22 protein-coding genes and 1 other RNA gene are annotated in these 24,681 nt (G+C 29.2%); 13 read left to right on the plus strand and 10 right to left on the minus strand.

From position 1 onward, the window contains the following. Positions 1–203: 203 nt before the first annotated feature. The 5 genes from DS884_RS09400 to DS884_RS09420 all read left to right on the plus strand — a co-directional run bounded on the left by DS884_RS09400 (position 204) and on the right by DS884_RS09420 (position 9,220). A complete protein-coding gene (locus DS884_RS09400) occupies positions 204–4,568 on the plus strand; it encodes a translocation/assembly module TamB domain-containing protein (protein WP_233487138.1) in 4,365 nt (1,454 codons plus the stop codon). Between the two features lie 14 nt (positions 4,569–4,582). Beyond that, positions 4,583–5,503 carry a DUF368 domain-containing protein gene (locus DS884_RS09405; RefSeq protein WP_093869012.1) on the plus strand — a complete coding sequence of 307 codons (921 nt, stop codon included), beginning with the start codon at positions 4,583–4,585 and terminating at the stop codon, positions 5,501–5,503. 38 nt (positions 5,504–5,541) lie between these two features. Continuing rightward, the gene (locus DS884_RS09410) at positions 5,542–6,549 is read left to right on the plus strand and encodes a DUF368 domain-containing protein (protein WP_113786580.1); all 1,008 of its coding nucleotides are present in this window, start codon (positions 5,542–5,544) and stop codon (positions 6,547–6,549) included. Continuing rightward, the gene (locus tag DS884_RS09415; protein WP_113786581.1) at positions 6,530–7,288 is read left to right on the plus strand and encodes a shikimate dehydrogenase family protein; all 759 of its coding nucleotides are present in this window, start codon (positions 6,530–6,532) and stop codon (positions 7,286–7,288) included. The genes DS884_RS09410 and DS884_RS09415 overlap by 20 nt, the downstream gene beginning before the upstream one ends. A gap of 90 nt (positions 7,289–7,378) precedes the next feature. Next, the gene (locus DS884_RS09420; RefSeq protein ID WP_113786582.1) at positions 7,379–9,220 is read left to right on the plus strand and encodes a DUF349 domain-containing protein; all 1,842 of its coding nucleotides are present in this window, start codon (positions 7,379–7,381) and stop codon (positions 9,218–9,220) included. A 58-nt stretch (positions 9,221–9,278) separates the two neighbouring features. Here the strand turns inward: DS884_RS09420 and DS884_RS09425 are convergent, their stop codons facing one another. The 5 genes from DS884_RS09425 to DS884_RS09445 form a co-directional block, all read right to left on the minus strand. After that, positions 9,279–9,623, minus strand: coding sequence for a TfoX/Sxy family protein (locus DS884_RS09425; protein ID WP_113786583.1), 345 nt, complete (start codon positions 9,621–9,623; stop codon positions 9,279–9,281). A 1-nt stretch (position 9,624) separates the two neighbouring features. Continuing rightward, complete coding sequence (locus DS884_RS09430; protein ID WP_113786584.1) at positions 9,625–10,140, minus strand: DUF4136 domain-containing protein; 516 nt, start codon at positions 10,138–10,140, stop codon at positions 9,625–9,627. A 105-nt stretch (positions 10,141–10,245) separates the two neighbouring features. Continuing rightward, positions 10,246–11,733, minus strand: a complete 1,488-nt coding sequence (locus DS884_RS09435; protein ID WP_113786585.1) for a S8 family peptidase — start codon at positions 11,731–11,733, stop codon at positions 10,246–10,248. 287 nt (positions 11,734–12,020) lie between these two features. Next, positions 12,021–12,575, minus strand: coding sequence for a hypothetical protein (locus DS884_RS09440; protein WP_113786586.1), 555 nt, complete (start codon positions 12,573–12,575; stop codon positions 12,021–12,023). A gap of 30 nt (positions 12,576–12,605) precedes the next feature. Next, positions 12,606–13,583 carry a M28 family peptidase gene (locus DS884_RS09445; RefSeq protein ID WP_113786587.1) on the minus strand — a complete coding sequence of 326 codons (978 nt, stop codon included), beginning with the start codon at positions 13,581–13,583 and terminating at the stop codon, positions 12,606–12,608. 71 nt (positions 13,584–13,654) lie between these two features. Between DS884_RS09445 and kdsA the strand changes: the two genes are divergently transcribed. The 7 genes from kdsA to DS884_RS09480 all read left to right on the plus strand — a co-directional run bounded on the left by kdsA (position 13,655) and on the right by DS884_RS09480 (position 19,683). Continuing rightward, positions 13,655–14,473, plus strand: a complete 819-nt coding sequence (gene kdsA / locus DS884_RS09450; RefSeq protein WP_093869003.1) for a 3-deoxy-8-phosphooctulonate synthase — start codon at positions 13,655–13,657, stop codon at positions 14,471–14,473. 47 nt (positions 14,474–14,520) lie between these two features. Further along, positions 14,521–15,468 (plus strand): transglutaminase domain-containing protein, encoded by a 948-nt coding sequence (locus DS884_RS09455; RefSeq protein WP_113786588.1) that lies wholly within the window; start codon positions 14,521–14,523, stop codon positions 15,466–15,468. A 149-nt stretch (positions 15,469–15,617) separates the two neighbouring features. After that, positions 15,618–16,592 carry a transglutaminase domain-containing protein gene (locus DS884_RS09460; protein ID WP_093869001.1) on the plus strand — a complete coding sequence of 325 codons (975 nt, stop codon included), beginning with the start codon at positions 15,618–15,620 and terminating at the stop codon, positions 16,590–16,592. Positions 16,593–16,679: 87 nt separating this feature from the next. Then, positions 16,680–17,288 carry a hypothetical protein gene (locus DS884_RS09465; RefSeq protein WP_093869000.1) on the plus strand — a complete coding sequence of 203 codons (609 nt, stop codon included), beginning with the start codon at positions 16,680–16,682 and terminating at the stop codon, positions 17,286–17,288. 6 nt (positions 17,289–17,294) lie between these two features. Further along, positions 17,295–17,591: a winged helix-turn-helix domain-containing protein gene (locus tag DS884_RS09470; RefSeq protein WP_093868999.1), complete on the plus strand. Its 297-nt coding sequence runs from the start codon at positions 17,295–17,297 to the stop codon at positions 17,589–17,591. Between the two features lie 259 nt (positions 17,592–17,850). Then, the gene (creD, locus tag DS884_RS09475; protein ID WP_233487139.1) at positions 17,851–19,233 is read left to right on the plus strand and encodes a cell envelope integrity protein CreD; all 1,383 of its coding nucleotides are present in this window, start codon (positions 17,851–17,853) and stop codon (positions 19,231–19,233) included. 72 nt (positions 19,234–19,305) lie between these two features. Continuing rightward, positions 19,306–19,683 (plus strand): DUF2809 domain-containing protein, encoded by a 378-nt coding sequence (locus DS884_RS09480; RefSeq protein WP_113786590.1) that lies wholly within the window; start codon positions 19,306–19,308, stop codon positions 19,681–19,683. On the opposite strand, the gene DS884_RS09485 is transcribed toward DS884_RS09480, so the two are convergent. Together DS884_RS09485 and DS884_RS09490 are read right to left on the minus strand one after the other, a co-directional pair. Then, positions 19,660–19,878 (minus strand): DUF3820 family protein, encoded by a 219-nt coding sequence (locus DS884_RS09485; protein WP_093868996.1) that lies wholly within the window; start codon positions 19,876–19,878, stop codon positions 19,660–19,662. The genes DS884_RS09480 and DS884_RS09485 overlap by 24 nt on opposite strands. Positions 19,879–19,915: 37 nt before the next feature. Next, a complete protein-coding gene (locus DS884_RS09490) occupies positions 19,916–21,121 on the minus strand; it encodes an NAD(P)-dependent oxidoreductase (protein ID WP_113786591.1) in 1,206 nt (401 codons plus the stop codon). A 207-nt stretch (positions 21,122–21,328) separates the two neighbouring features. Between DS884_RS09490 and ssrA the strand changes: the two genes are divergently transcribed. Beyond that, positions 21,329–21,723, plus strand: a transfer-messenger RNA (tmRNA) gene (gene ssrA, locus DS884_RS09495). 69 nt (positions 21,724–21,792) lie between these two features. Here the strand turns inward: ssrA and DS884_RS09500 are convergent. From DS884_RS09500 to DS884_RS09510, 3 genes are read right to left on the minus strand one after another with little or no spacing between them, the layout of a single operon-like run. Then, a complete protein-coding gene (locus DS884_RS09500) occupies positions 21,793–22,227 on the minus strand; it encodes a heavy-metal-associated domain-containing protein (RefSeq protein ID WP_113786592.1) in 435 nt (144 codons plus the stop codon). Positions 22,228–22,238: 11 nt separating this feature from the next. Continuing rightward, positions 22,239–23,945, minus strand: coding sequence for an efflux RND transporter periplasmic adaptor subunit (locus DS884_RS09505; protein WP_113786593.1), 1,707 nt, complete (start codon positions 23,943–23,945; stop codon positions 22,239–22,241). A 3-nt stretch (positions 23,946–23,948) separates the two neighbouring features. Then, positions 23,949–24,680 (minus strand): heavy-metal-associated domain-containing protein, encoded by a 732-nt coding sequence (locus DS884_RS09510; RefSeq protein WP_113786594.1) that lies wholly within the window; start codon positions 24,678–24,680, stop codon positions 23,949–23,951. Position 24,681 lies beyond the last annotated feature (1 nt).

Raw genomic sequence — 24,681 nt, forward strand, 5'->3', positions numbered from 1 at the left:
AATATTCATAATGCGTTAGAAATTCGTTAAAATCGAATTTTCTTTGCAATAAGGCAAGATTTTTGGGGTTTGCTAGTTACTTTTGTTAAATTGTTTTCACTAAAAATTTTATTATAAAAAAAGTAAGAAAAATAATATTTAGAACAGTAAAGTACGTTGTGCTTTTTTTGTTGTTGCTTATGTTTTTCTTGTCGATACCAGCGGTGCAAAGTAAACTAGGAAGCTATGCTACAAAAAGTATAAATGAAAGTTATGGTACCAATATAGTAGTAAAAAAAATAGATTTATCTTGGTTAGGTAGTGTACAATTAAAAGGAATTGAAATTAGAGATCATCATCAAGATACTCTTATTTTTGTTAAAAACTTAAGTACATCTATACAAAACGCTAAAAAGGTTTTAGATAATAAAGTAGATTTAGGGGCAGCTTCTCTTAGTGGAATTCATTTTTACATGAAAACTTATAAAGATGAGAATAATGATAATATGTCCATTTTTATTGACAGTTTTGAAGATGGCAAACCTAAAGATAGTTTATCAACACCATTTATTTTAAGAAGTAATAATATTCAATTAAAAGACTTAACATTTAAGTTGTTTGATTATAATAAAAAAGATGCTCTACAATTTGCAGCATTTAATGGAGGAGGTAATTTACAAGACTTCTCTGTAGTTGGTCCAGATGTTTCTATGGATATCAAAAAAATGTACCTTACTGATAATAGAGGTGTAAACATAACTAACTTAACTACTGATTTTAAGTATACGAAAACACATATGTTGTTTGATGATACGGTTATAGAAACAGATAATGAGTCTGTATTAAAAGCTAACATAAAATTCACATATAATAGAAAGGATTTAGTTGATTTCTCTGATAAAGTCCAGATTAAAGCTGTTTTTGATAAAAGTGCACTTGCTGCTAAAGATTTAAATAAATTATATAAAGAGCTAAGAGGTAGTGATGTAATGTATTTTACAGGTACTATTGATGGAGTTTTAAATAATTTTAGTGCAAGTAATGTAAAGTTAAGATCTAAACGAGGAATGAGAATTATTGGAGATCTTGGTTTTGTGAATGCATTAAATACAGATAGAGGTTTTATTTTTGATGGGGATCTAGAAAATGTTACAGCCAATTATTTTCAATTAAAAAGTGTACTTCCTAATTTATTAGGAAAAACATTACCAACCGAGTTTCAACGATTAGGAAACTTTACAATGTCTGGATTAGTTAAAGTTACCCCTGAGCAAATGGAAGCTACGTTGTCAGTAGATTCTGAGATAGGGTCAACTATTTCTGACTTACAACTTACCAATATAGATAACATTGACGAAGCTGCTTATGTAGGTGAGGTAGAATTCATAGATTTTGATTTAGGTGTTTTTGCTAATGACCCATTATTGGGTAAAATATCATTAAAAGCAGATGTGAATGGAAGTGGTTTCAACGTAGATAATATTAATACAACCATTATAGGAAATATTAGCACTCTTGATTTTAATAAATACCAGTATAAAAACTTAAGTGTAAACGGTCAATTTCAAAATAAGAAATTTGATGGGTTTTTAAGCTCTGAAGATGATAACTTTAAAATGAAATTTGAAGGGTTAGCTGACTTCTCTTCAGCAATCAATAAGTTTGATTTTGAGGCTGATATTGATAAAATTGATCTTAAAAAAACAAATTTATTTACTAGAGATAACATAGCAGAATTAAAAGGAAAAGTGAAACTTAATGTTTCAGGAAATACTTTTGATGATATTGTAGGAAAAGCAACATTTAAAAACTTTGTTTATAAAAATCAGAAACAGTCGTATACCTTTAAAAAGTTTGATATAAGTTCTGCTGTAAAAGACAGTATTAAAACAATAGAAGTAAATTCAGAAGATATTGTAAAAGGTAAATTAAAAGGTAAATTTTTATTTAATGAGTTGTCTTTAGTTACACAAAACGCATTGGGAAGCGTGTACACAAATTATGAGCCTTTTAAAGTCACCCCAAATCAATTTTTAGATTTCGATTTTACCATTTATAATCAAATAATTGATGTCTTTTTACCTGAAATATCAATAGGTAAAAATACACGCTTGAAAGGAAAAATAAAATCAAATGAAAACTCGTTAAAGCTTACTTTTTCATCTCCAGAAATTAATGCCTATGGAAATTTAATAGATAATGTTTTATTACGATTAAATAATAAAAATCCACTTTATAATACTCACTTAACTGCAGGTAAAATAGATTCTAAATATTATGATATTGAAAAATTGAATTTAATTAATAGAACGCAAAATGATACACTATTTTTTAAATCAGAATTTAAAGGAGGGAAAAATTATGAAGAAGATTTCAATTTAGATTTTTATTATACAATTGATAAAGATCAAAAGTGGGTTGTTGGTGTACAAAAATCAATGTTAAACTATAAAGGCTTTGATTGGGTAATAAATCCAAAAAGTAATAAAGAAAATAAGGTAACCTTTAATTTAAAAGAGAACGATTTTATAATCAGCCCTTTTGTTTTTCAATCTAATGATCAAAAAATAGCATTGAAAGGAGCTATAAAGGGATCTAATTATAAAGATTTACAAGCGAATTTCACAAAAGTAAAGTTAGAAAGTTTTTTACCTTCTATTGATAGTTTAAAGTTAAATGGAGAGGTTAATGGACTTGTAGATTTTAAACAGAACGAAGATAAGTTAAGTCCTAAAGCAAATTTATTAATTAAAGATTTTAAAATTAATGATTTTGAACAAGGAGATCTAACATTGGATATTACTGGGGATAATTCGTATGAAAAGTACAAGGTAAATATGTTACTTTCTACCGATAAGGCTAAGAGTATTTCAGCAACGGGAGGATTAGATTTTAGTAAAAAACGACCAACTGTAGATTTAAATATAGCTTTAGAAGAGTATAAAATAGCTGCATTTAGTCCGTTAGGAGGTGAGGTGCTTTCAAAATTAAGAGGAGAGGTTACGGGGAATTTTACGGCTACTGGTTTTTTAAGAAATCCAGATTTTGATGGGTATTTAGATTTAAAAAATGCAGGATTGGCTTTTCCTTATTTGAACGTGGATTTTGATCTTAAAGGAAATACTAGAATTGATTTAGAGGGACAACAATTTAAATTAGATGATGTAATTTTAGAAGATATTAAGCATAAAACACAAGGTACTTTATCTGGGTATATTGCACATCAAAATTTTGATTTGTGGTTTATGAATCTAAATATTAACACTGATAATTTATTGATTTTAGATACAGAAGAAAGCGAGGAAGTACAATATTATGGAACTGGATTTTTAAAGGGAAGGGCTGAAATAAGAGGAGTTACAAGTAACTTAGATATTGATGTAAACGGAAGTACGCAACCAGGAACTAAGTTTGTTATTCCTTTGAGTGATATTAAAATGATAGATAATTATAAGTTAATTCATTTTGAAAAAAGAGGAGTTGTTAAAGATGAAAAGAGTAAGTTAATAGATGATATTAAAGGATTAGATTTAAAAATAAGGCTTGATGTAACAAAAGATGCAATAGCACAAGTGGTAATTGATAAGGTATCAGGTAGTGAGCTAAGGGGTAGCGGACAAGGTAATTTATTTATAGATATTGATACTCGTGGTAAGTTTAATATGTTTGGTGATTTTACAGTTGATAACGGATTGTATAATTTTAAATATGCTGGTATCAATAAGCCGTTTGTAGTGCAAAAAGGAGGTACTATATCTTGGAGTGGTAATCCATACGATGCTGAACTTGATATAACTGCTGTGTATAGAACAAAAGCGAATCCTGCACAAGTATTAGATAATGTAAATTCTACTCGAAAGATACCTATAGATTTATACACAAAAATTACAGGAGGTTTATTTAATTCAAAGCAAGAGTTTGATATTAAAATACCCAATGCTAATTCAACAGTGAGTTCTGAGTTAGAGTTTATTTTAAATGAAAATGATTTAAATACGAAGATGCAACACTTTTCATTTTTATTAGCTTTTGGAACATTTTATAATGATGAAGCTATAGGGAATAGTGCAACATCAGGTTTAACAGGAACTGCATCAGAAATAGCTTCAAGTATTTTGTCTAATATGCTAAATAGTAAAGACAATAAATTTCAGGTTGGGGTTGGGTACACCCAAGGAGATAGAAGTAATGTTGATAATTTAAATAGTGATGATCAAGTTGATGTATCAGTAAGTACTCAGTTGAGCAATAGGGTAATTGTAAATGGGAAAGTAGGTGTTCCTGTAGGAGCAAATACTCAAACAAGTGTTGTTGGAGAAGTAAAAGTAGAAGTATTACTTAATGAAGAAGGTAATTTTAGAGGAACTGTTTTTAATAGACAAAATGATGTGCAATATTCTACTGACGAAGAAGGGTATACTCAAGGGGTTGGATTATCTTACCAAGTTAATTTTAATAACTTGTCAGAGTTAGGAGAAAAGTTAGGGCTAAAAAAGAAGAAGAAAAAGAAAGAAGAGAAAAAAGATACCATTGCTAAAAAGAAGAAAAAATTAATACATTTTAAATCAACTAAAAAGAAAGATAAATAACTAACTAACTATACATGAGTAGAACAATAAAAGATTATTTAATCATTGGGTTAAAAGGAATGGGAATGGGAGCAGCAGATGTAGTTCCTGGAGTTTCTGGAGGAACTATAGCTTTTATTTCGGGTATTTATGAAGAGTTACTAAGTTCTATAAGTAATATAAATCTAAGTTTATTTCAAACACTAAAAAAAGAAGGGCTAAAAAAAGCTTGGAATCAGTTGAATGGTAGTTTTTTAGCTGCACTTTTTATTGGTATTCTTACTAGTATTGTTTCTTTAGCAAAAGCAATTAAATGGTTGTTGGAACACAAACCAATTTTGTTATGGTCTTTCTTTTTTGGCTTAGTGTTAGCAAGCATATTATACATAGCTAAACAAGTAGAGAAGTGGAATGTTGTAAGTATAATTATTGGCCTATTAATGATTGGATTTGGTTATTTTATTACTGTAGTTCCCTCTACTAGTGGCCAGGAAGCTAGTTATTTATTTTTAATATTCTCTGGTGCAATAGCCTCATGTGCAATGATACTTCCAGGGATATCAGGTTCTTATATATTATTATTAATAGGTGTTTACCCATTAGTAATGACAGCTTTAACGAACAAAGATTTGAAAATTATTTCAGCAATAATAATTGGAGTTATTGTAGGATTAACTACTTTCTCTAAACTATTAAAATGGTTATTTGCTAATTATAAAAACGAAATGTTGATAGCTTTAACTGGACTTATGTTGGGGTCATTGAATAAGGTATGGCCATGGAAAAGTATAATTTCAACATATACTGATAGGCATGGGGTGGTAAAGCCTCTTCTAGAGAAAAGTATTTTGCCACAAAATTTTAATGGTGAACCTCAATTAATCAATGCATTAATCTTAGCAATTGTTGGTTTTGGTTTAATCTTATTATTAGAAAAATTAGCCGTAAAAAAGTAGTAGAAAAACTGTACTTTAGTTTTTTCTAATTAAGCTACATGCAAAAAGAACGAACATTTATTCAAAAAGTCAATTTGTTTTTAAAAGGATTGGCAATGGGAGGAGCAAATAAGGTTCCTGGCGTTTCTGGTGGTATGGTTGCTTTTGTTATGGGTTTTTATGAAGAACTCATTTTTACGTTTCAGCGAATAAACGGAAAGGCAATTAAGCTATTATTAACAGGCCGTTTAAAAAGTTTTGCACGTTATACCAATTTACAATTCTTGGTATTAGTAATGCTAGGTAGTATGTTTAGCTATTTTAGTATTTCTTTACTACTAGATTATTTTTTGAAAAACTATGAGCAGTATGTTTGGGCTTGGTTTTTTGGAATGATTTTAGGATCAATTTATTACATCTCTAAAGATTTTGGTAAGTGGGAACTTAAAAACATTGTAGGTTTATTAATAGGTGCCTCAATAGGAATAGGTATAAGTTTTATGACGCCTGCAAAAGAAAATGATAACCTTTGGTTTGTTTTTTTATGTGGAATAATTGGTGTTTCTGGAATGACCTTACCTGGACTTTCAGGTTCTTTTATTTTAATATTACTAGGTAATTATGTATTGCTTTTAGTTGATAGTGTAAACGTGTTTGGAAATGTAGTTGCAAATTTATTTTCAGGAAATTTTGAGGTGCTTAAAGATGCTGTTAAAGTTAGATATCTTAAAATTATAGCCGTTTTTACAGCTGGTTCTGCTTTCGGGTTAGTTTCCATATCACATATATTAGGGTATGTATTAAAGCGATGGCATCAAATTGTTACTGCAGTTATTATAGGATTCATTACTGGTTCATTAGGAATCGTTTGGCCATGGAAAAAAACAATTTATAAAACTACAGAAGCAACATTTATACTTGATAAAAAAGGAAATAAAATAGTAGAAAATTATCAACGTTACATTCCAGATATACAGGATAAAGAAACGTGGATTTCAATAGGTTTTGTAATTATAGGAATAATTATAATTTTAGTAATAGATTTTTATGGAAGAAAACGAAAATAAACACCTATTTGCATTAGTAGGAAAAAACATCTCTTATTCTTTTTCTAGAGGATATTTTACAGAGAAGTTTTCAAAACTAGGATTAGCAAAACACGAGTATGTAAACTTTGATATTCAAAATATAGAAGAGTTTACTAAAAAAATAAAAGAGCATAAAAATGAAATAAAAGGAATGAATGTAACCATTCCTTATAAATTAGAGATTTTTGATTTTCTAGATAAAATTGATAAAAAAGCTAAAAAAATAGGAGCTGTAAATACTGTAAGAATTACAAAAAAAGGAAAACTTATAGGATATAATACGGATGTATATGGTTTTAAAAAATCATTAACTCCGTTGTTGAAAAAGCATCATGAAAAAGCTTTAATATTGGGTACTGGTGGAGCTTCAAAAGCTGTAGCTTATGTACTTGATAAATTAAATATTGAGTATAAATTTGTGTCAAGAACACCAAAAGGAAAAGATACCATAACCTATGCGGATGTTTCTGAAAAAGTAATGATGTCACATTTATTGTTAATAAATTGTACACCACTTGGTACTCACCCAAATATAGAAAACTGCCCCAGTATACCATATGAGTTTGTTAGTGAGAAACATATGTTGTATGATTTAATATACAACCCTTCAGAAACAACCTTTTTACAAAAAGGAAAAGAAAAAGGTGCAACTATAAAAAATGGATTAGAAATGCTAGAGCAGCAAGCTGAGAAAGCATGGAAAATTTGGAATAAATAATCATTGAATGTTCGTTAAAAATAAAGTTTGCTATTTTATAAGAATGCTTATCTTTAACAACTAATAAAAAGGAACTTAAACATTGTAGATATGTTAGAAAACAACGAAGAACAGGTTGAACAACCAATAAATGAAGAAAGTACAACCGTAAATGAAACAGATAAGGCTGTTAATGAAGTTGAAAATGAAGTAGCTCAAGAATCAGAAAAGGCAGAAGAAAGGCATGAAATTCCAATGCTTGATTATGCAACTATGGAGCTAGATAAATTGGTTGATGAACTAGAGAAATTATTAAAAGCATATCCTGTTCAACAATTAAAAAATAACGTTGATGCAATTAAAAATTCGTTCAATGCTAAATTTGGTAAATTATTAGCTGAAAAGAAAGAAGCTTTTTTGGCTGAAGGAGGAAACTCAATAGATTTTCAATTTTCTAGCCCAGTAAAAACAGCTTATAATAAATTATTAGGTGAGTATAAAACGAAACGTGATGCTTACTATTCACAATTAGAGAAGAAGCTTAAAGAGAATCTTGAAAAAAGAAATGTTTTAATTGAAGGATTAAAAACATTAATTGAAAGTGGTGATGTAAAAACAATGTACAATGATTTTCAAGCAATTCAAAAGCAATGGAGAGAAATAGGACCCGTGTCTAAAACAAAGTATAATGATACATGGAAAACGTATCATCATCATGTTGAGCGATTCTATGATTTACTACACTTAAATAAAGATTTTAGAGAGCTTGATTTTAAACATAACTTAGAAGAGAAGTTAAAATTAATTGCACGAGCTGAGGCATTAAATGAAAAGGATGATATAAACGAAGCTTTTAAAGAGTTACAAGATTTACATCGTTTATGGAAAGAAGAAATTGGACCTGTAGGAAAAGAACATAGAGAAGATGTTTGGGGTAAATTTAGTGAGGCTACAAAAAAAATACATGACAAGCGCCACCAGCATTTTAAAGTTTTAAGAACAAAACATCAAGAAATGATTGATGCGAAATTAGAAGTTGTAGCGGAAATTAATGCTTACGATACTTCTAATAATAAAACGCACAATGATTGGCAAAAGAGCATTGTTGAAATTGAAGCTTTAAGAAAGAAGTATTTCGATATAGGAAAGCTTCCATATAGTAAAAGTGAAGCGGTATGGCAACAATTTAAAGCAGCAACAAAGAAGTTTAATGCTTCAAAAAATGTTTTTTATAAAGAAGAAAAAGGAGCGCAAAGTAATAACTTAAAGCTTAAAATAGAATTAGTAGAGTTAGCTGAGAGTTTGAAAGATAGTGATGATTGGGATACTGCTACAAATACAATGAAACGTATACAATCTGATTGGAAAAAAATAGGTCACGTTCCTAGAAAATTTTCGGATGAAATATGGAAGCGTTTTAAAGGGGCTTGTAATCATTATTTTGATAGACTTCACGAGCGTAAAAATGAATTAAATAAAGAACAATTAGTTGTTGTTGAAGGTAAAAAAGAATTTATCGAAGAAATAAAGGCTAAAGAAAATTTAACGCTTGATGAGGTAAAAGAATCTATTTCTAAATGGAAAGAATTAGGGGTTTTACCTAGAAATGCACGACATTTAAACGAAAAATTTAACAAAGCTATAGATACTCACCTTAATAATTTAAATATGGGGAGAGCAGATATAGAAATAATGAAGTTTAAAAATGTTATTGAAGGATATTTAACTCAAAAAGATTATAGAAAATTAGATAGCGAACAATTATTTATTAGAAGAAAAATAGATGAGAATGTTCGTGAAATGCAGCAGTTAGAAAACAATTTGAGTTTTATTTCTAATGCAACTGAAGATAATCCTTTAGTGAAAAATGTTCGAAATGGAATTCAGAAATTCAAAGATGAGTTAGACATTTGGCAATTAAAGTTAGATTACCTTAAGAAGTTAAACTATTAATTAGTTGTATATATTTAAAAAAAAACGGTGGAAATAAATTTCTACCGTTTTTTTTATTTTAAAGTTTTTTCTTACTCGATTTTGCTTTCGGATTATATTCTAGTGCTAACTGTAACCAGTAATATAAGTTTTCGTCTAAATCAATGGCTTCATTAGACAAAAAAACAAAGCCTTTCATTGGTTTTCCTGTAAAATTCATGGTATTACATCCTGTTTTTGTTAAGGATTCTTCATAAATACCTGGATCAATCCGAGCCATGACTTCATTTTTAATAACTCCAACACACATTTTATCGTTAATCATAAAACAGAGTCCCCCAAACATTTTCTTTTCTATAAAAAAAACATTTTCGTTTTGAAAAAAATGAGAAATTCTGTCAGATAAAAACGTATCGTAAGCCATGCTATTTTTTTGGAGGGTATTTTGTAAAAGATTTTTTAACTATTTGAGAATAGTGTGTTTTCTTTTCGTTAGGTGAAGCTCTTTCATTTATTTCACTGTTTATTTCACTTTGCCATATTAGCTCATTTGATGTTGCCTCAACAAAATCAATGGTAAGTATTTGGTTCATTTTTTTTCTACCTATAGGTATTCCACCAGAAATACCAAAGCCGATATTTCCTCCACCACCAATTCCTACTCCAATAGTATTTCTATTAGCAGATTCTCTTTCTTTTGAAAAGAAATTAACGTAAAAATCAGGAGTTTCAGAAATTTTCATTCCTTTAATGTTTAAGTTTTCTGTAATTATTTGTGTAACTCTTTTTATATCTAATTCATTCAGTCCTTTACCAGCGTCTTCAAAAAAATTGAATGTTTTGTACTTTTTAAAGTTTGTTTTGCTATCGTAGTCATATACTACTCTACTAGTAGAACAACTTATAAAAAGAAATAGAAAGAGATATTTTAATTTATTCATGATGTTATTTTTAATAAAAGAATAGCAAAAACTATACCTTATAAAAATACAAAAAGCTTCGAATAAACGAAGCTTTTGCAAAAATTAGTTAGTTGATTAATCTATTTATTGAACAGCTTTTAAAGCATCAATATTTCCGTATCCATATTCAGAATGTTTATTAGGGTAAAAATCAGCAGATTCTTTCATTTTTTGTAAAACCTGAGCACGCGACCAACCTGGATGTTTTGCCCACACTAAAGCAGCAATACCAGCAGTTGTAGCAGTTGCTACTGATGATCCCCCAACATAGTTTTCTTTACCGTTATAATAACTTAAAACTGGTATTTTATTATCAGTTCCATTTCTTCTTTGCATTTGTACAGTAAAGTCTATTTTAGAACCAGAATGACATACATCACATTTACTATATTGACCTTCTTTAACACCAGTAACCGCAACAGTTTCATTCATGCTAGCAGGGAAAATTACTCCATACCAAGTAGTAAATGAAGTAGATGTACCACCAGCAGCTAAAATCATTTTACCTCTATTGTATGCATATTTTACAGCATCTTCAACTCTACCAATACTAAAAGGAGAACCAATAGACATTGAAATTACTTTTACATCACTTCTGTTTCCTAGAGCAGTTAAAGCTTCAGCAATACCTCTTTTTTCATGATAATCATTTATTAAAACATTTTCAACAGCTCTATAGCTAACTAAATTAGCATTGTAAGCAACACCAACAGGAAGGTTGTCATTGTTTCTTGGAGCAGTAGCAACAGCGGCCATTTTAGTTCCGTGTCCACATTTGTCGTTAACACCATCATAGTTGTTTGACCATGCCCACCATGAATCTACAAAAGTTCCGTATTTCTGTACCGATCTACCTGAAGAATATCCATCATTAAAATATTGATTCATCCATTTTTGTTCTGGTGATAACCCTGAATCTATAATGGCTACGGTAACTCCTGAACCTGTACTGTAATTCCAAGCTTGAGGTATTTTATGAGCATCAAAAGCCCAAGGTACTCTTGCTCCTGGCGTAACAGTTCGGTAATCATTAGAGTTTAAGGTTAATTGGTTATAACCACAACCAGAACCTCCAGAAGAACTAGACCTTTGTTGGCTAGAAGTACTAAAAAAACTATAATCAGCAGGTTCTATATATCGAACTCGTTTATCGTTTAGTAAAACTTTAATAGTTTCTTTGTTTGTTACTTTAAGATCAATAACATTAATGTTTTCATCAGCAAAAATCTCATTCTTCCCTTTAGAAGCAGTTTTTTCTATACTATTAACTAAAGCTAAGATTTGATTTTTTATATTTTGAGAAGTTGAACTTCTTTGATAGTTGTTTTTTGAGTTTCCATAACCTATAGTTAAAAGGTTATTTCCATGTTTAATAGCACTCCATATAGTATGAACATCTTGGTCTGACCATTTAAAATCTCCTTTAGTTTCTAAAGATTTTTTGATAACACTATTAATTTCTGTTTTTGATAATAACTCTTTTTGTTCTTGATTTTGAATTTCTAATGAATCGTTTGTAGAGCAAGAGAACATCATAAAGATTATCCCAATACTTAAAAGATTTTTTTTCATAATTTGAAGGGTTTGTTATTAGATTTTAGCGAATGTAGTAAAAAATTAATAAAATTTAAGAGTAATTATCAATATAGTGTTGTTTGAATTATTAAATTATCATTAGTTTAATGTTAAGGAAACAAAAAAAGCAAGAAAATCATTCTTGCTTTTTAATAATTGTTTAGAAATTATATAGGTTTTGTAAAGTTTTGATTTTCAGTAAGGGTTAATGCTTTTTTCGGTTTAGTATTAATTTTTAGTTATTCCGAGTGAATTTGATAAGAAGATAGTTGAGTCCACAGTATTTACGAATATAAATTGTTGTGTGACGCTTTTATTTTATTTTCAATTCGTTTTAGTACAGAAACATATTTTTCAAGTTGTTTAATGTCTTTAATTCCATATTCAGGTGTTAAAGTAATTTGGGTGGTTGTCTTAACTCCGGTTTTTATATAAATTTTGTCATTTAAAATTTCGTTACAAAAGAATTTATCAATTGCGAGTTGTTTTATCAAGTCTATATTTCCTCGAAACAAAAATTGTTTTACAAGCGACTTATGAACAAACTTTCCTCGTTGCGGTATAATGAAATTCAGAAATTTATTCCACGAATCAATTGGGAATATTGTTAATTCAGTTGCGTAAGTTTTATCCAAATGTAAAGTAATCCGAAACGGTTCAGTTACTGGCATTGCTCCAGCAACTTCATTTAAATTAATACTTATTTTAGTTCCATCAAGTTCTATAATGCCACTTTTTGGTTTATAAACGTATTTTCCAATCGGACTGTTTACATTTATAGTTGATTCTTCTGAATATTTCCCATTATATTTTTCTGCTAATTCTTGAATAACATTCATTATTTCAGTGTTTTATGTAGTTGCATAGGACTATTCTTTTATAACAACTCTTGTAGGTGTATCTTTACCATTAATAATGCTTTCAGTACCTTTTGCTACTGCTTTAACAGTTTCTGTTAGAACCCCAACATTTAAAGTTTCTGCTTCATCTGAAACCTTATGATAATCTGGATCTATATCAATAGGAGTTGTTGAAAAGGTATGTGATGGAACTCCTAAGCGAGCTAAGGACGCATTATCTGATCTAAAAAACAGGTTAAACTTTAGATACGGGTCAGGAAATAATTTATAGTCAGTTCCTTCAAGGTTTTTTTGAATGATCTTACCAAAGTTAGAGCGATCAAAACCAGTTAACCAAGCAGTTTTTGGACCAGTTTTTGGTTCTTTTCCTATTAATTCTAAGTTAATTCCAGCAACAAATTTAGTTGGATCAATTCCTTTACCAAAGTATGTAGACCCTATTAACCCCATTTCTTCAGCTGTAAAACAAACAAATAAAATACTACGTTCGTTAGTACCGCTTTTTGCAAAATATTCAGCTAAAGTTAAAACACCAACTACACCAGAAGCATCATCATTAGCACCGTTAAATATGCGATCACCATCTCCACTTTTTTTAACACCTAAATGATCATGATGAGCCGATACAATAACAAATTCATTTTTCTTAGTTTTTCCTTCCAATACACCAATAATATTACTCATTTTAATTCCTTTATGAGTAAAGTTTTGACGATAACTTTTAAGGTCACCAAAAGTTTTTAAGCCTATTTTTTTATATTCGTTTTCAATATATACAGTAGTTTTTTCCATCCCTTCTGTTCCAGGCTTTCTCCCTTCCATTTCATCAGAGGATAATGTATATAAATGTTTACGTACTAATGAAGAATCTATTGAAATATTCTTTTTTTGAGTAACTTTTGTGTTATTTCGTTTAATATTTTTTGTTTGTTTACAAGAAATAAACGAGAAAATTAATGCTAAAAGGAATATTGGTTTTTTATTCATGTTAAATTGATTTTAAAGTCTAAATATAGCTAATTTAATTTCTTATTTTTGTTTTTAAATAAATAACTAATATGCATTTATCAGATATTCCTAATATAAAACATAGTAATTCAAATAATTTTTTTCTTTTAGCTGGACCTTGTGCTATAGAAGGTGAAGATATGGCTTTAAGAATTGCTGAAAAAGTAATTTCCATAACTGACAAGTTAGAGATACCTTATATATTTAAAGGGAGTTTTAAAAAGGCGAATAGGAGTAGAGTTGATAGTTTTACTGGAATAGGAGATGAGAAAGCATTAAAAATTTTACGTAAAGTTTCTGAAACATTTAATGTACCTACTGTTACCGATATTCACGAAGTATCTGATGCCGAAAAAGCAGCAGAGTTTGTTGATGTTTTACAAATACCTGCATTTTTAGTGCGACAAACAGATTTAGTGGTAGCTGCTGCAAAAACTGGTAAAGTTGTAAATCTTAAAAAGGGGCAATTTATGAGCCCAGAAGCAATGCAACATGCAGTAAAAAAAGTTCACGATTCTGGAAATAAGAACGCTTGGATAACTGATAGAGGTACTATGTTCGGTTATCAAGATATGATAGTTGATTTTAGAGGGATACCTACAATGAGAGAATATGCACCTACCGTATTAGATGTTACACATTCTTTGCAACAACCAAATCAATCAAGTGGAGTAACTGGTGGTAGACCTGATATGATTGAAACAATAGCAAGAGCAGGTGTTGTAAATAATGTAGATGGGCTTTTTATTGAAACTCATTTTGACCCTTCAAATGCTAAAAGTGATGGTGCAAATATGTTAGATTTAAAATATTTAGAGGCATTATTAACTAATTTAATTGCTATTAGAAAAACAATTATTAAATTGTAGGCATAGTTTTTGGTTAGTTAGTTAAAATTATAATCCCTTAATATAATATGCGCAAACTTTTTTTATATTTAATTTTATTGATTTCTTTTAATGTTACATCTCAAAACTTTAAAGAAATTAATGAGAAGCTAAAAAAATACCCTAAACAAATAACTGCTAAACGTCTTGCTAAAAAAGTAGCAAAAGATTTTTCTTCTAAAGAAGGTCAAGCTAAGGCTGTGTTTTATTGGGTATCTAACAATATAAAATATAACCTGTCTGCTTATCAAAATCAGTCTCAAAAAAGAATTGGTTTTAGTTATAAAAATGAAGAAGACAGATTACAGAAAATACAAGCCATTAAAGATAGTATTGTTGCAAAAACATTAAAAACAAACAAAGGAGTTTGTGAAGGATATGCACAAACTTTAGCCAAGGTTTTTAGTTATCTAGGTTTTGAAAATGAAGTAATAAAGGGGTATGTAAGAAATTCTATTTATGATATAGGAGAAAAATTAAATGTACCAAACCATGCATGGAATGTTGTTAAAATAAATAATAAATGGATTCTTATGGATGCTACTTGGGCATCAGGAGCAGTGATAAATGGAAGATGGCAACCAAATTTTAATGAATACTTTTTTAACTTTCCTAAAAAGCATTATTTGAAAACGCATTACCCAAAAGATAAAAAATGGTTGTTTGGAATGAAGCTTTCAAAAAAAGAATTTTATGATCAGCCAATTTATTCCTCTGACTTTTTAAAAACTAATTTAGAGTTATTAGGGCCTTTAAAAGGGATTATTAAAACGAAAAACACTGTACTTTTAAAAGTAAAAAACCTTTCGTCTTTTCAAACTGTTTTGTGTGGATTAAGTAGTTACAGATTTGCAAAAAAACCAAGTCTTATTTATAAAAATGATGTTGGTTATATTAAAATTACACCTACAAAAAATTGTAACAAGTTATTTTTAGTTGTTGACGGTAAAATTTATATAGAGTACAAATTAATTTAGAATATAAGCTTAAATAGAACTGCTATATAAGATTAAACATTAGATGTTTTCTAATAGATTTTACTTTGCATAAATTTAATAAGAAAGGTACTGTATTAGGTTTTACTTCAGTTGAATATTAATTTGTATATTTATTTGAAAATGATGTTATGAAAAAATCACTAATTACTTTTTTACTTTTCACCGTATCAACATTTATCTTTTCGCAAGAGGGGGTATTTGACGTAAAACTTACTAAGGTTGATAAAATTATTCACTCATATAACAATATAAAATCTATAAATCATTTAGTTGAAAAAATAGATTACGATTTTGAAACTAATATAGAGAAGGCAAGAGCAGTATATACATGGATAGCCTTAAATATAGCCTATGAAAATTCAAATGTATTATTTTCTCCTGAATTTTTAATTTATCAGAATAAAGAAAGCCTTAAAAGACTAAAGGATTATAAAAATAGGCAAACCATAGTAGAAGCATTTGAAACGAAAAAAGCAGTATGCTTAGGATATGCATTATTGTTTAATAAGGTTTGTAATGCCCTTAAAATTAAAAATGAATTAATTTATGGATATACTAGATCATCCGTAGAACAAATTGGTAAGATAGTTTCTAATAAAAACCATGTTTGGAATGCGGTGTATGTAGAAAATGAATGGAAACTTATTGATTTAACATATGGAGCAGGGTATAATTATAGAGGTGTTTGGCAAAAATATTTAGATGTAAGTTTTTTTGATGTGAATAAAGATAAACTTAGATTAACTCACTTTCCTTCTAAAGTTTTTTGGAGAAAGTATTTAAAACAAAAGCCTTTAAAAGAGTTTTGTAACGATCCTTTTTTTCATGACTCTTTTTTAACATCAAATATTGAAATCATCACTCCAAAATTAGGAGAGATTAAAGTTAAAAAAAGAGAAAAACTATATTTAAAACTTAAAGGAATAGATAAAAAGGCTTCAATACTATACACGTATTCTAATGATAAATATCTAAGAGTTCCTCATGTTAAGAATACTAATTCTACAAGCCGAATTTATTTTAAAAAGCCTAAAGAAAATACCAACTTAAATATTTATGTAAATAATGAGTTGGTTATGCAATACAAAGTATTAGTAGAATAACTCATTTCAATTCTTTATTTTTTGAAAAAAAATATTTGTTATAATGAAATAAAAATATTTACTTTGTAGTTCAAAGTACTTTAAAAAATGAGTAGAGAAGAATATTTAAAAGATATATCTGAAATTAAAAATTTAATGAATAAATCATCACGTTTTATTTCATTAAGTGGTCTTTCTGGTATTTTAGCTGGTATATATGCTTTATTAGGTGCAGGATATGCCTATTGGGTAGTGAATATTAATGGAAGGGGCTATTTAACTTTAGATGGAAAAGTATTTCAGTTATTAAGTATTGTACTTTTATTGATTGGGATTTTGAGTGTAGGAACTGCCATTTTTTTAACAACAAAAAAGGCAAAGAAAAATCAAGAGAAAATATGGGATCCAACTACAAGAAGATTATTATTTAACTTTTTAGTGCCTTTAGTTGCGGGTGGTATATATGTAATAATAGTTTTGAGTCAGGGGCGTTATGGACAATCTGGAGCTTTAATGTTACTTTTCTATGGTATTTCATTATTCAATGCATCAAAATATACATTGGGTTACGTTAAATATTTAGGTTTAACTGAAATCGTTTTAGGTTTAATTAGTGCTATTTTTCCTGGATACGGATTTTGGTTTTGGGTACTAGGTTTTGGAGTAATGCACATTATTTACGGTACTTTAATGTATTATAAATATGATAAAAAATAGTTTTTTTTGAAAAATATTATTTTAAATATAAATAAAGCTTTTGATCATAGAATCAGACTAGGTATAATGTCAGTTCTAATGGTGAATGAGTATGCAGATTTTAAAACTTTAAAAGAGTTATTAGGAGCTACAGACGGAAATTTAGCAAGTCATTCTAAAGCATTAGAAAAAGTTGAATTTATAAGAATTGAAAAACAATTTATAGGAAGAAAGCCTAATACTAGGTATTATGCTACTGAAAAAGGAAAATTAGAATTTAAAAAGCATATAAGTGCATTAGAAAAATTAATAAAAAATAAGTAGTATTTTTTTTGAATAATTACTTTGTTTTTCAAAGCACTTTGTGTTTTTTTGTTGTAAATGTCTTGAATAATAGGGGGAGATTGCTATGGATATCCTGAGTTTAATAAAAGAGTTCGTAAAATGTATAGTGAATTGAAAAAGAGAACTGTGCTGTAATAAACAGCTATTAATTAAACTCAGGTTATTATAAAAAAAAGATGACTAGTTACTTAGATAAATTGGAGAATATAATAACAAATATTTTAAATAAAAGATGAAAATGGAAATATCAAATCAACAAAATGGGAAATTTGGCAAATGGCTAAAAAACTCAATTACGGCAAGAATGTTAATGATTGGCTTATTAATAGTAATTCTATTAATTCCTTTATCCTTTATTAAAAGCTTGATTTATGAACGTATGGGAAGGCAACAGGAAGTAGTTAATGAAATCAATAAAAAATGGGGTAAAGAAGTATTGTTGTATGGTCCAATATTAAAAGTGCCCTACAAAACGTATAAAGTTAAAAATATATTCAACACGGCAACCCAACAAAACAGTGAAGAAAGCATAGAGAATATAAAATACGCTTATTTTTTTCCTAAAAAACTAAATGTAGCATCTACGATTAATCCTGAAGAAAAAAAACGAGGAATTTATAAAACAGCAGTATATAAAAGCTCAATAGCAATTTCAGGAAGTTTTGTAAAACCAGACTTTAGTGAATTAGATATAAAACCTGAAAATATAATTTGGGAAAAATCAAAATTAATAATTAAAACTTCAAATTTAAAAGGTGTAAATAGCCTTGTAGAATTAAAACTGAATAATAGTACTTATGCGTTCAGTTCAAAAAGAGATACTTATAATTCTGCTAAATCATATACTAAACATGTTAAATTGCATAAGTTAGAAAGCAAGTATCTAAAATTAGAGGATGTACCTTTAAAAAAAGAAGTAAATTTTAGTTTAGATATGAACATAAATGGGAGTAAACAAATTCGTTTTATACCTGTTGGTAAAGAAACTACTATTGAAATAAAATCCGATTGGAAAACCGCTAATTTCTTAGGAGAATATTTACCTTATAATTCTGATAAAATATCTGATACTGGGTTTAATGCTAAATGGAAAGTGCTTGAAATAAATAGACCATACCCACAACAATTTTTTAAAGGGTTGCCTAATTTAAAAGAATATGCATTTGGAGTTAATTTCATGATTCCTGTAGATGAATATCAACAAAGTGAACGTTCAGCTAAATATGGTTTTTTGGTAATTGGGTTAACCTTTTTGGTATTTTTCTTAATTCAAACCATGAGTAAAATATCTATACATACATTTCAATATTTAATGATTGGTATCGCATTAATTATGTTTTACACATTGTTAATATCAATATCTGAGCATAGTAGTTTTTTTAAGGCATATTTAATAGCAGGAATTTCAGTAGTATCTTTAATAACAGCCTATTCTAAGTCTATTTTAAAAAATATTAAGTTCCCATTATTTATAGGTGCTTCCCTTGTTATTTTATATACCTTCATTTACATCATTATCCAATTAGAAAACTACGCATTATTGGTTGGTAGTGTAGGGTTATTTATAATCTTAGCTTCCGTAATGTATGCATCAAGAAAAATTGATTGGCAAAACGATTAACAAGCTATAGGTATTAATGAATATAATAAAGTACCATACTGGGTATGGTACTTTACTTTTAAAACTTTATAAATGAATATTAGTTTAAATTATTTTAAGAAAGCTGTTTTAGTTTTTATAGTAGAGCTATTAATAGCTCAAACTTCTGGTTTTATAAGGCACACATTGGGCGACTTTTTGGTAGTGATTTTACTTTTTTATTTGATGAAAGCTTTTTCCAATTTCTCAAATATAACAATAGGAATAGGAGTATTACTTTTTTCTTTTTTAGTTGAGTTTTTACAGTTAACCTTTTTTTTAGAATATATAGGAATGCAAAACAATAAGTTAGCAACTATAATATTTGGAGCAACATTTAGTATTGGTGATCTGATAGCGTATACACTAGGTATAGCTACTGTTCTTTATTTAGAAAAACCGAAAAAATTAGAAGGTTCTGATCTTTCTTAAAATATCTTCTAATCCATTAAGTTGTAACTCATAAACAAGCGCCATCATTTTTCCTAATTTTCCTGCTGGAAAACCTTTGTTCTTATACCATACTAAATAATACTCAGGTATATCAATTAAAAAAGTGCCTTTATATTTACCAAAAGGCATTTTCATGTTTGCAGTATCAATTAAAAATTGTTTGTCAGGTAGCATAAAAAAATCCCGCTTTGCAGCGGGAATAGTATTGTTATTATTCTTTTCCTTCTACAAAATCTTGAAGGTAGGAATAACGATTGGTTAATTTTCCGGTTTCTGTCATTTTAGCGCGGGCTAATATACCATCTTTATCATTATTGTAAAAAGAAGGAATAACATGTTCTAAAAACATATCACCAAACCCTTCACTAGCATCTTTAGGTAGTTCACAAGGTAAATTGTCAACAGCCATCACTACTATAGCATCATCATCTTTAAAATCAATTTCAGATTCAGTTACAGGGTTATAACCGTATATTGGATCTGCTATTGTTGAAGGTCTTATTGTTGTTGCAACTGGTCCGTCAACATCACATGAAATATCTGCTACAAATTTGATGTTAAAATCTTCTTTTTTAGCATCATCTCTAGTAAATAAGTAAGGAGCTCCATCACCATAAAAATGACCAGCAATAAAAAAGTCAGTTTCTTTAGCGTATGGCATAAAGTTACTTTCATAACCACTAGGATCTTTATAAAACTCAAATTTATCTCCTACTTTACCATCTGTACGCTTGCTATATTCCATAACATCTACCATACAATACGTAGGTTCAGTAAATTTAGCCGTTAAATATAAAGCATCACTTATTTCTTTTATTTTTAAATGATCTAAAATTTCTTTGGCTCCATAGGCAACTTTACCTGTACCAGAAAGTAAAATTTTGATATTTGGTAATGTAATTTTATCTAATTCGGCCTTTACAGCATCTAAATCGGATAAACTTTCAACTTTAGGTAAAGTAAAAGAACCATCCTTTAAACCAATAGCTCTAAGTCCATTATAAGCACCTACTAAACCAGCATAACGCCCGAAACCAATTAAACGAGCACCATTTTCTTTTATAATAGTTTCATGGTCAAATAGCTCAATGTTTTTTTCTAACATTGCTTTTAACAATTTCCTATTATAAGGTTGCTTTTTAATAGTGTGTGAAAAGAAAAAGTATTTTTTATTTGGAATTAAATTTTCAATAGGAACTTCTTTTACTCCTAATAAAACATCACAATCACTAATATCATTAGTAACTTTAAATCCTGCATTTTTATAAGCATCATCATTAAAAACTCTAATATCAGAACTTTCTATTACAATTTCAGCTTGAGGAAACTGTTGTTGAAATTCTTGCAATTTTTGAGGTGAAAACACAACTCTTCGATCTGGTGGATTTTTGCGTTCTCTTATAATTCCGAATTTCATATCTATTCTATTTGTATTAAAATTAAACAATTTATCTATAAATGTTGTAGTTTACAACAACTTCTGCGAAAATACTTTTTTTAAAAGTAATTTACAAGTAGTATTTTTTTATATTTGCCTTCGCTTATTTAAATAGAATAAGATTTCATTTAATATTTTGTTAGATGGTATGTTTTTTGACATAAATAAGTAATTCTTTGACATATTGGGGACGACTGGTTTTGACAGCAAGGTCAGTGATAATGTAAGCATACCGAGGAGTGAAATGATAACTCGTAAAACTTATTTCAACTTTTTAAACGGCGAAGATAACTACGCTTTAGCTGCATAATCTGAATTAATAGTAAGATTAGCCTCGGCGCACAAGGTGCGCAAGCTTTATGTCCACGGAAAGCCTTGGTTTATGGCGTTTCACTTTTGGGCATCGTAAAAATAGACATAGAAAACTTAGCACTTCGATAGGTTTTTGAAACTAAAGAAGATAGGCTTAAAGTAGGCAGTTTTTGGTCAGCTTTAGGATGAAAACTAAACAAAAACTAAGTATGTAGAAAGCCTTTGAGCTGCTTGTTTGGACCCGAGTTCGATTCTCGGCGTCTCCACAAATAAACCCTGTAAGTATTATGTTTACAGGGTTTGTTGTTTATAGGTGTCAGTTTAGATGACATTACAACTTAATGATTTGAATTTTCATCTTCTTTTACTTCTCCTTTTAAACTCATCTCCATTTCATGATCATATTTACAACATGCAGGTAAATTTTTATAAGCAGATTCACTTCCCATCACTTTATCTGTATCATAACCTGAATTAGCAATTGCTTTATGGATTGCATTCAAATTTGTTTTAGATTCATCATACGAAACATTTATTTGCTTCTTTAATTTATCCCATTCAGCTGATGTTACTCCATCAATACTATTAACCGCTTTTTCAATGGTATTTTTACACATTCCGCAGTTACCACGAACACCAAATGTTGTTTGGGTAGAGGCTACTTGGTTGGTTATTGTTTGCTCTGTTATAGTTGTTTCTTTTTTTGTTTCGTTTTTACAACTTACTAAACTCATTGTAGTTATAATTGCTACGCTTAACATTACTTTTTTCATTGTTTAAAAATTTACTTGTTATTTATTACTTGTTTTACTTCGCCACATTTCAGCATCATATCGCCGAAATACGGATTTAATACTTGTTTTTCTTTACTTAACCAATATGCACCTTTGTCGCTATCTGCCATTGGGCAATATTGCTTGTAGCTAACCTCGTTAATTCCGAACGACTGTACAGCCAAAATAAAATGCTCTGAAAGTATTTTAAATTGATTTCGTTGCACTTTAATATCGTCGGAATTGGTAATGGCATTACTACTTGATTTTAGTGTTTTAATTAACGGCATCCATTGCTTGTGAGCTTCGTTAGTGGTTAGCAATTTCATATTGATATTTTGTAATGCCTTATGTAAAGTTGATGCACTATTTTTTGATAATTCAGCATCCGATTTTATAAGGTTATCTTTTAGTTTGATGTACGCATCGTAGGCAGTTTGTAATTGCGATGTGAATTTTTTGCTCACTTCAAACTGTTCACTCATTTCTTTTTTATGGTTCATCATCGACTTTTTTCCTTGTAATTGTGCCGATGCATCAATAGTAAATACACCATTGGTTACCACTTCGTCGCCTGATTGTAAGCCATTTTTTACTTCATAATTATCGCCTAATTTGTTACCTAATACTATTTCTCTCATTTCAAAAATAGGATTGTTGGTATCTGGTTTTACATATACTATTGAGCGTTTTCCTGTCCATAAAACAGCCGATGCAGGTATCAATAATTGTGCTTTGGTTTCTTTTATTTTGGCATCTACTTTTCCTGTTACAAACATTTCGGGTTTAAAGAGTTCTTTTTGATTGTTTAAAACCGATCGAACAGTTACGGTACGTGTTTGTGGATTTAGAACAGGATTGATAAACGAAATTTTAGCATTAAAAACTTCGTTAGGATACGCATTTGTAGAAATAGCAATAGCTTGTCCAACTTTGAAATTACTAACTTGATTTTCGTACACATCAAAGTTTGCCCAAACCGTATTCAAATTGGCAATTTTTAATAACGGTTGCCCTTGTTTTGTATAATCTCCTTGTTCTACTAATTTTTCTGAAACTGTTCCTGATACAGTAGCGTACACAGGAAAATTTTCTTTTACCTTTTTAGAACTTTCAATTTGATTGATTTGATTGTCAGACAGCTTCCATAATTTTAACTTATTACGCACTGCTTTATACAATGCAGGTTGTGTCTCTTTTAAGGTAGATGCTGTTAGTAGTTCTTGTTGTGCTTTAACCAATTCGGGCGAATAAATGGTGGCTAAAAGTTGCCCTTTTCTAATACTTTCGCCTGTAAAACTGATATTTAAACGTTCTATTCGTCCTGTAAAATAACTTACTTGTACTGCTTTGGCTTTTTCGTTTTCGGCAATTTTTCCTGATAAGGTTATTCCATTATCCGAATTAGCAGTAGCATTACCAATAATGGTAGTTTGTACGTTTGCCAACGCCATTGCGTTTTTTGTAAGTTTAAATTGATTAGGCGATAAACCGTCTGCATCAGCTTCGGCAGGAATTAAATCCATACCACAAATTGGACAATCGCCTTCTTCGGGTTGCATAATTTGTGGGTGCATTGAACATGTCCATTTTTGCGATAAGTTACTTTCGGCTTGATGATTGTGGTTTGTTTCGTTATCTGATGAATTACCAAAGAATAGTTTTCCAAAAATTAATCCTACCATTAAAATTATAATGTATATGATGTATTTTTTCATTTTTTAAAAGATTAACATTAATACAGCCATTACTAACATAATAGCGTTTTCTATAAAAGTTGCTTCGGTCATTGGTAGTTTTAAAGCTGTACCTAAACACGCACAACGAATTGCCTTCTTATCAAGTAATGTTTTGGTTACACCCACGGTAGTTATTCCCAATACGAAAATGGTTATAATTAGTGCTATGTTAATTTCAAATCGCATTAAAAACATCAACCCTAAAATAGTTTCTATAAATGGATAAATTTTGGCATATACAGGCACTCGTTTTGCTAACGGGTCGTACATTCTAAAACTATCTGGAAAACCTTTTAAATCTAACATTTTAAAAAAACTGAATATGATATAAAATAAGCCCATAAAATCGAGCATAAACTCACGCCAACTCCAATTTTTATAGTGTAACAATATACTTGCTACTGTAATGTATAATAAGATTAAAAACAAGGGTTTTAATTGCTCGAATTTGCTTTTTTCTCGTGCCATTTCAAAGTCCGAAAAGGTGTTTGTAGCTACCTTTTTAACAGGTAGTTTTTCAGAAATGGTGTATTTTTCTTTCAATACATTTTGCAAATCTGATAAACCAATATGCTTACTCATAGTTATTTCAGCTTCTTTATTTTCAAGATTTACCTTTACATCGGTAACGTTATCTAAACTATCTAAACTTTTTTCTACGTTAGCTTTACAGCTTCCGCAAGTCATTCCGTCAATTTTATATGTGTGTTTCATT

The organism is Tenacibaculum sp. E3R01, from assembly GCF_003318185.1.
GTDB lineage: Bacteria > Bacteroidota > Bacteroidia > Flavobacteriales > Flavobacteriaceae > Polaribacter > Polaribacter halocynthiae.

What these genes read in the sequence shown, in the direction of transcription:
- DS884_RS09405 (WP_093869012.1), top strand. Translation starts at nt 4,583, where the DNA reads ATGAGTAGAACAATAAAAGATTATTTAATCATTGGGTTAAAAGGAATG.
- DS884_RS09410 (WP_113786580.1), top strand. Translation starts at nt 5,542, where the DNA reads ATGCAAAAAGAACGAACATTTATTCAAAAAGTCAATTTGTTTTTAAAA.
- DS884_RS09415 (WP_113786581.1), top strand. Translation starts at nt 6,530, where the DNA reads ATGGAAGAAAACGAAAATAAACACCTATTTGCATTAGTAGGAAAAAAC.
- DS884_RS09420 (WP_113786582.1), top strand. Translation starts at nt 7,379, where the DNA reads ATGTTAGAAAACAACGAAGAACAGGTTGAACAACCAATAAATGAAGAA.
- DS884_RS09425 (WP_113786583.1), bottom strand. Translation starts at nt 9,623, where the DNA reads ATGGCTTACGATACGTTTTTATCTGACAGAATTTCTCATTTTTTTCAA.
- DS884_RS09430 (WP_113786584.1), bottom strand. Translation starts at nt 10,140, where the DNA reads ATGAATAAATTAAAATATCTCTTTCTATTTCTTTTTATAAGTTGTTCT.
- DS884_RS09435 (WP_113786585.1), bottom strand. Translation starts at nt 11,733, where the DNA reads ATGAAAAAAAATCTTTTAAGTATTGGGATAATCTTTATGATGTTCTCT.
- DS884_RS09440 (WP_113786586.1), bottom strand. Translation starts at nt 12,575, where the DNA reads ATGAATGTTATTCAAGAATTAGCAGAAAAATATAATGGGAAATATTCA.
- DS884_RS09445 (WP_113786587.1), bottom strand. Translation starts at nt 13,583, where the DNA reads ATGAATAAAAAACCAATATTCCTTTTAGCATTAATTTTCTCGTTTATT.
- kdsA (WP_093869003.1), top strand. Translation starts at nt 13,655, where the DNA reads ATGCATTTATCAGATATTCCTAATATAAAACATAGTAATTCAAATAAT.
- DS884_RS09455 (WP_113786588.1), top strand. Translation starts at nt 14,521, where the DNA reads ATGCGCAAACTTTTTTTATATTTAATTTTATTGATTTCTTTTAATGTT.
- DS884_RS09460 (WP_093869001.1), top strand. Translation starts at nt 15,618, where the DNA reads ATGAAAAAATCACTAATTACTTTTTTACTTTTCACCGTATCAACATTT.
- DS884_RS09465 (WP_093869000.1), top strand. Translation starts at nt 16,680, where the DNA reads ATGAGTAGAGAAGAATATTTAAAAGATATATCTGAAATTAAAAATTTA.
- creD (WP_233487139.1), top strand. Translation starts at nt 17,851, where the DNA reads ATGGAAATATCAAATCAACAAAATGGGAAATTTGGCAAATGGCTAAAA.
- DS884_RS09480 (WP_113786590.1), top strand. Translation starts at nt 19,306, where the DNA reads ATGAATATTAGTTTAAATTATTTTAAGAAAGCTGTTTTAGTTTTTATA.
- DS884_RS09485 (WP_093868996.1), bottom strand. Translation starts at nt 19,878, where the DNA reads ATGCTACCTGACAAACAATTTTTAATTGATACTGCAAACATGAAAATG.
- DS884_RS09490 (WP_113786591.1), bottom strand. Translation starts at nt 21,121, where the DNA reads ATGAAATTCGGAATTATAAGAGAACGCAAAAATCCACCAGATCGAAGA.
- DS884_RS09500 (WP_113786592.1), bottom strand. Translation starts at nt 22,227, where the DNA reads ATGAAAAAAGTAATGTTAAGCGTAGCAATTATAACTACAATGAGTTTA.
- DS884_RS09505 (WP_113786593.1), bottom strand. Translation starts at nt 23,945, where the DNA reads ATGAAAAAATACATCATATACATTATAATTTTAATGGTAGGATTAATT.
- DS884_RS09510 (WP_113786594.1), bottom strand. Translation starts at nt 24,680, where the DNA reads ATGAAACACACATATAAAATTGACGGAATGACTTGCGGAAGCTGTAAA.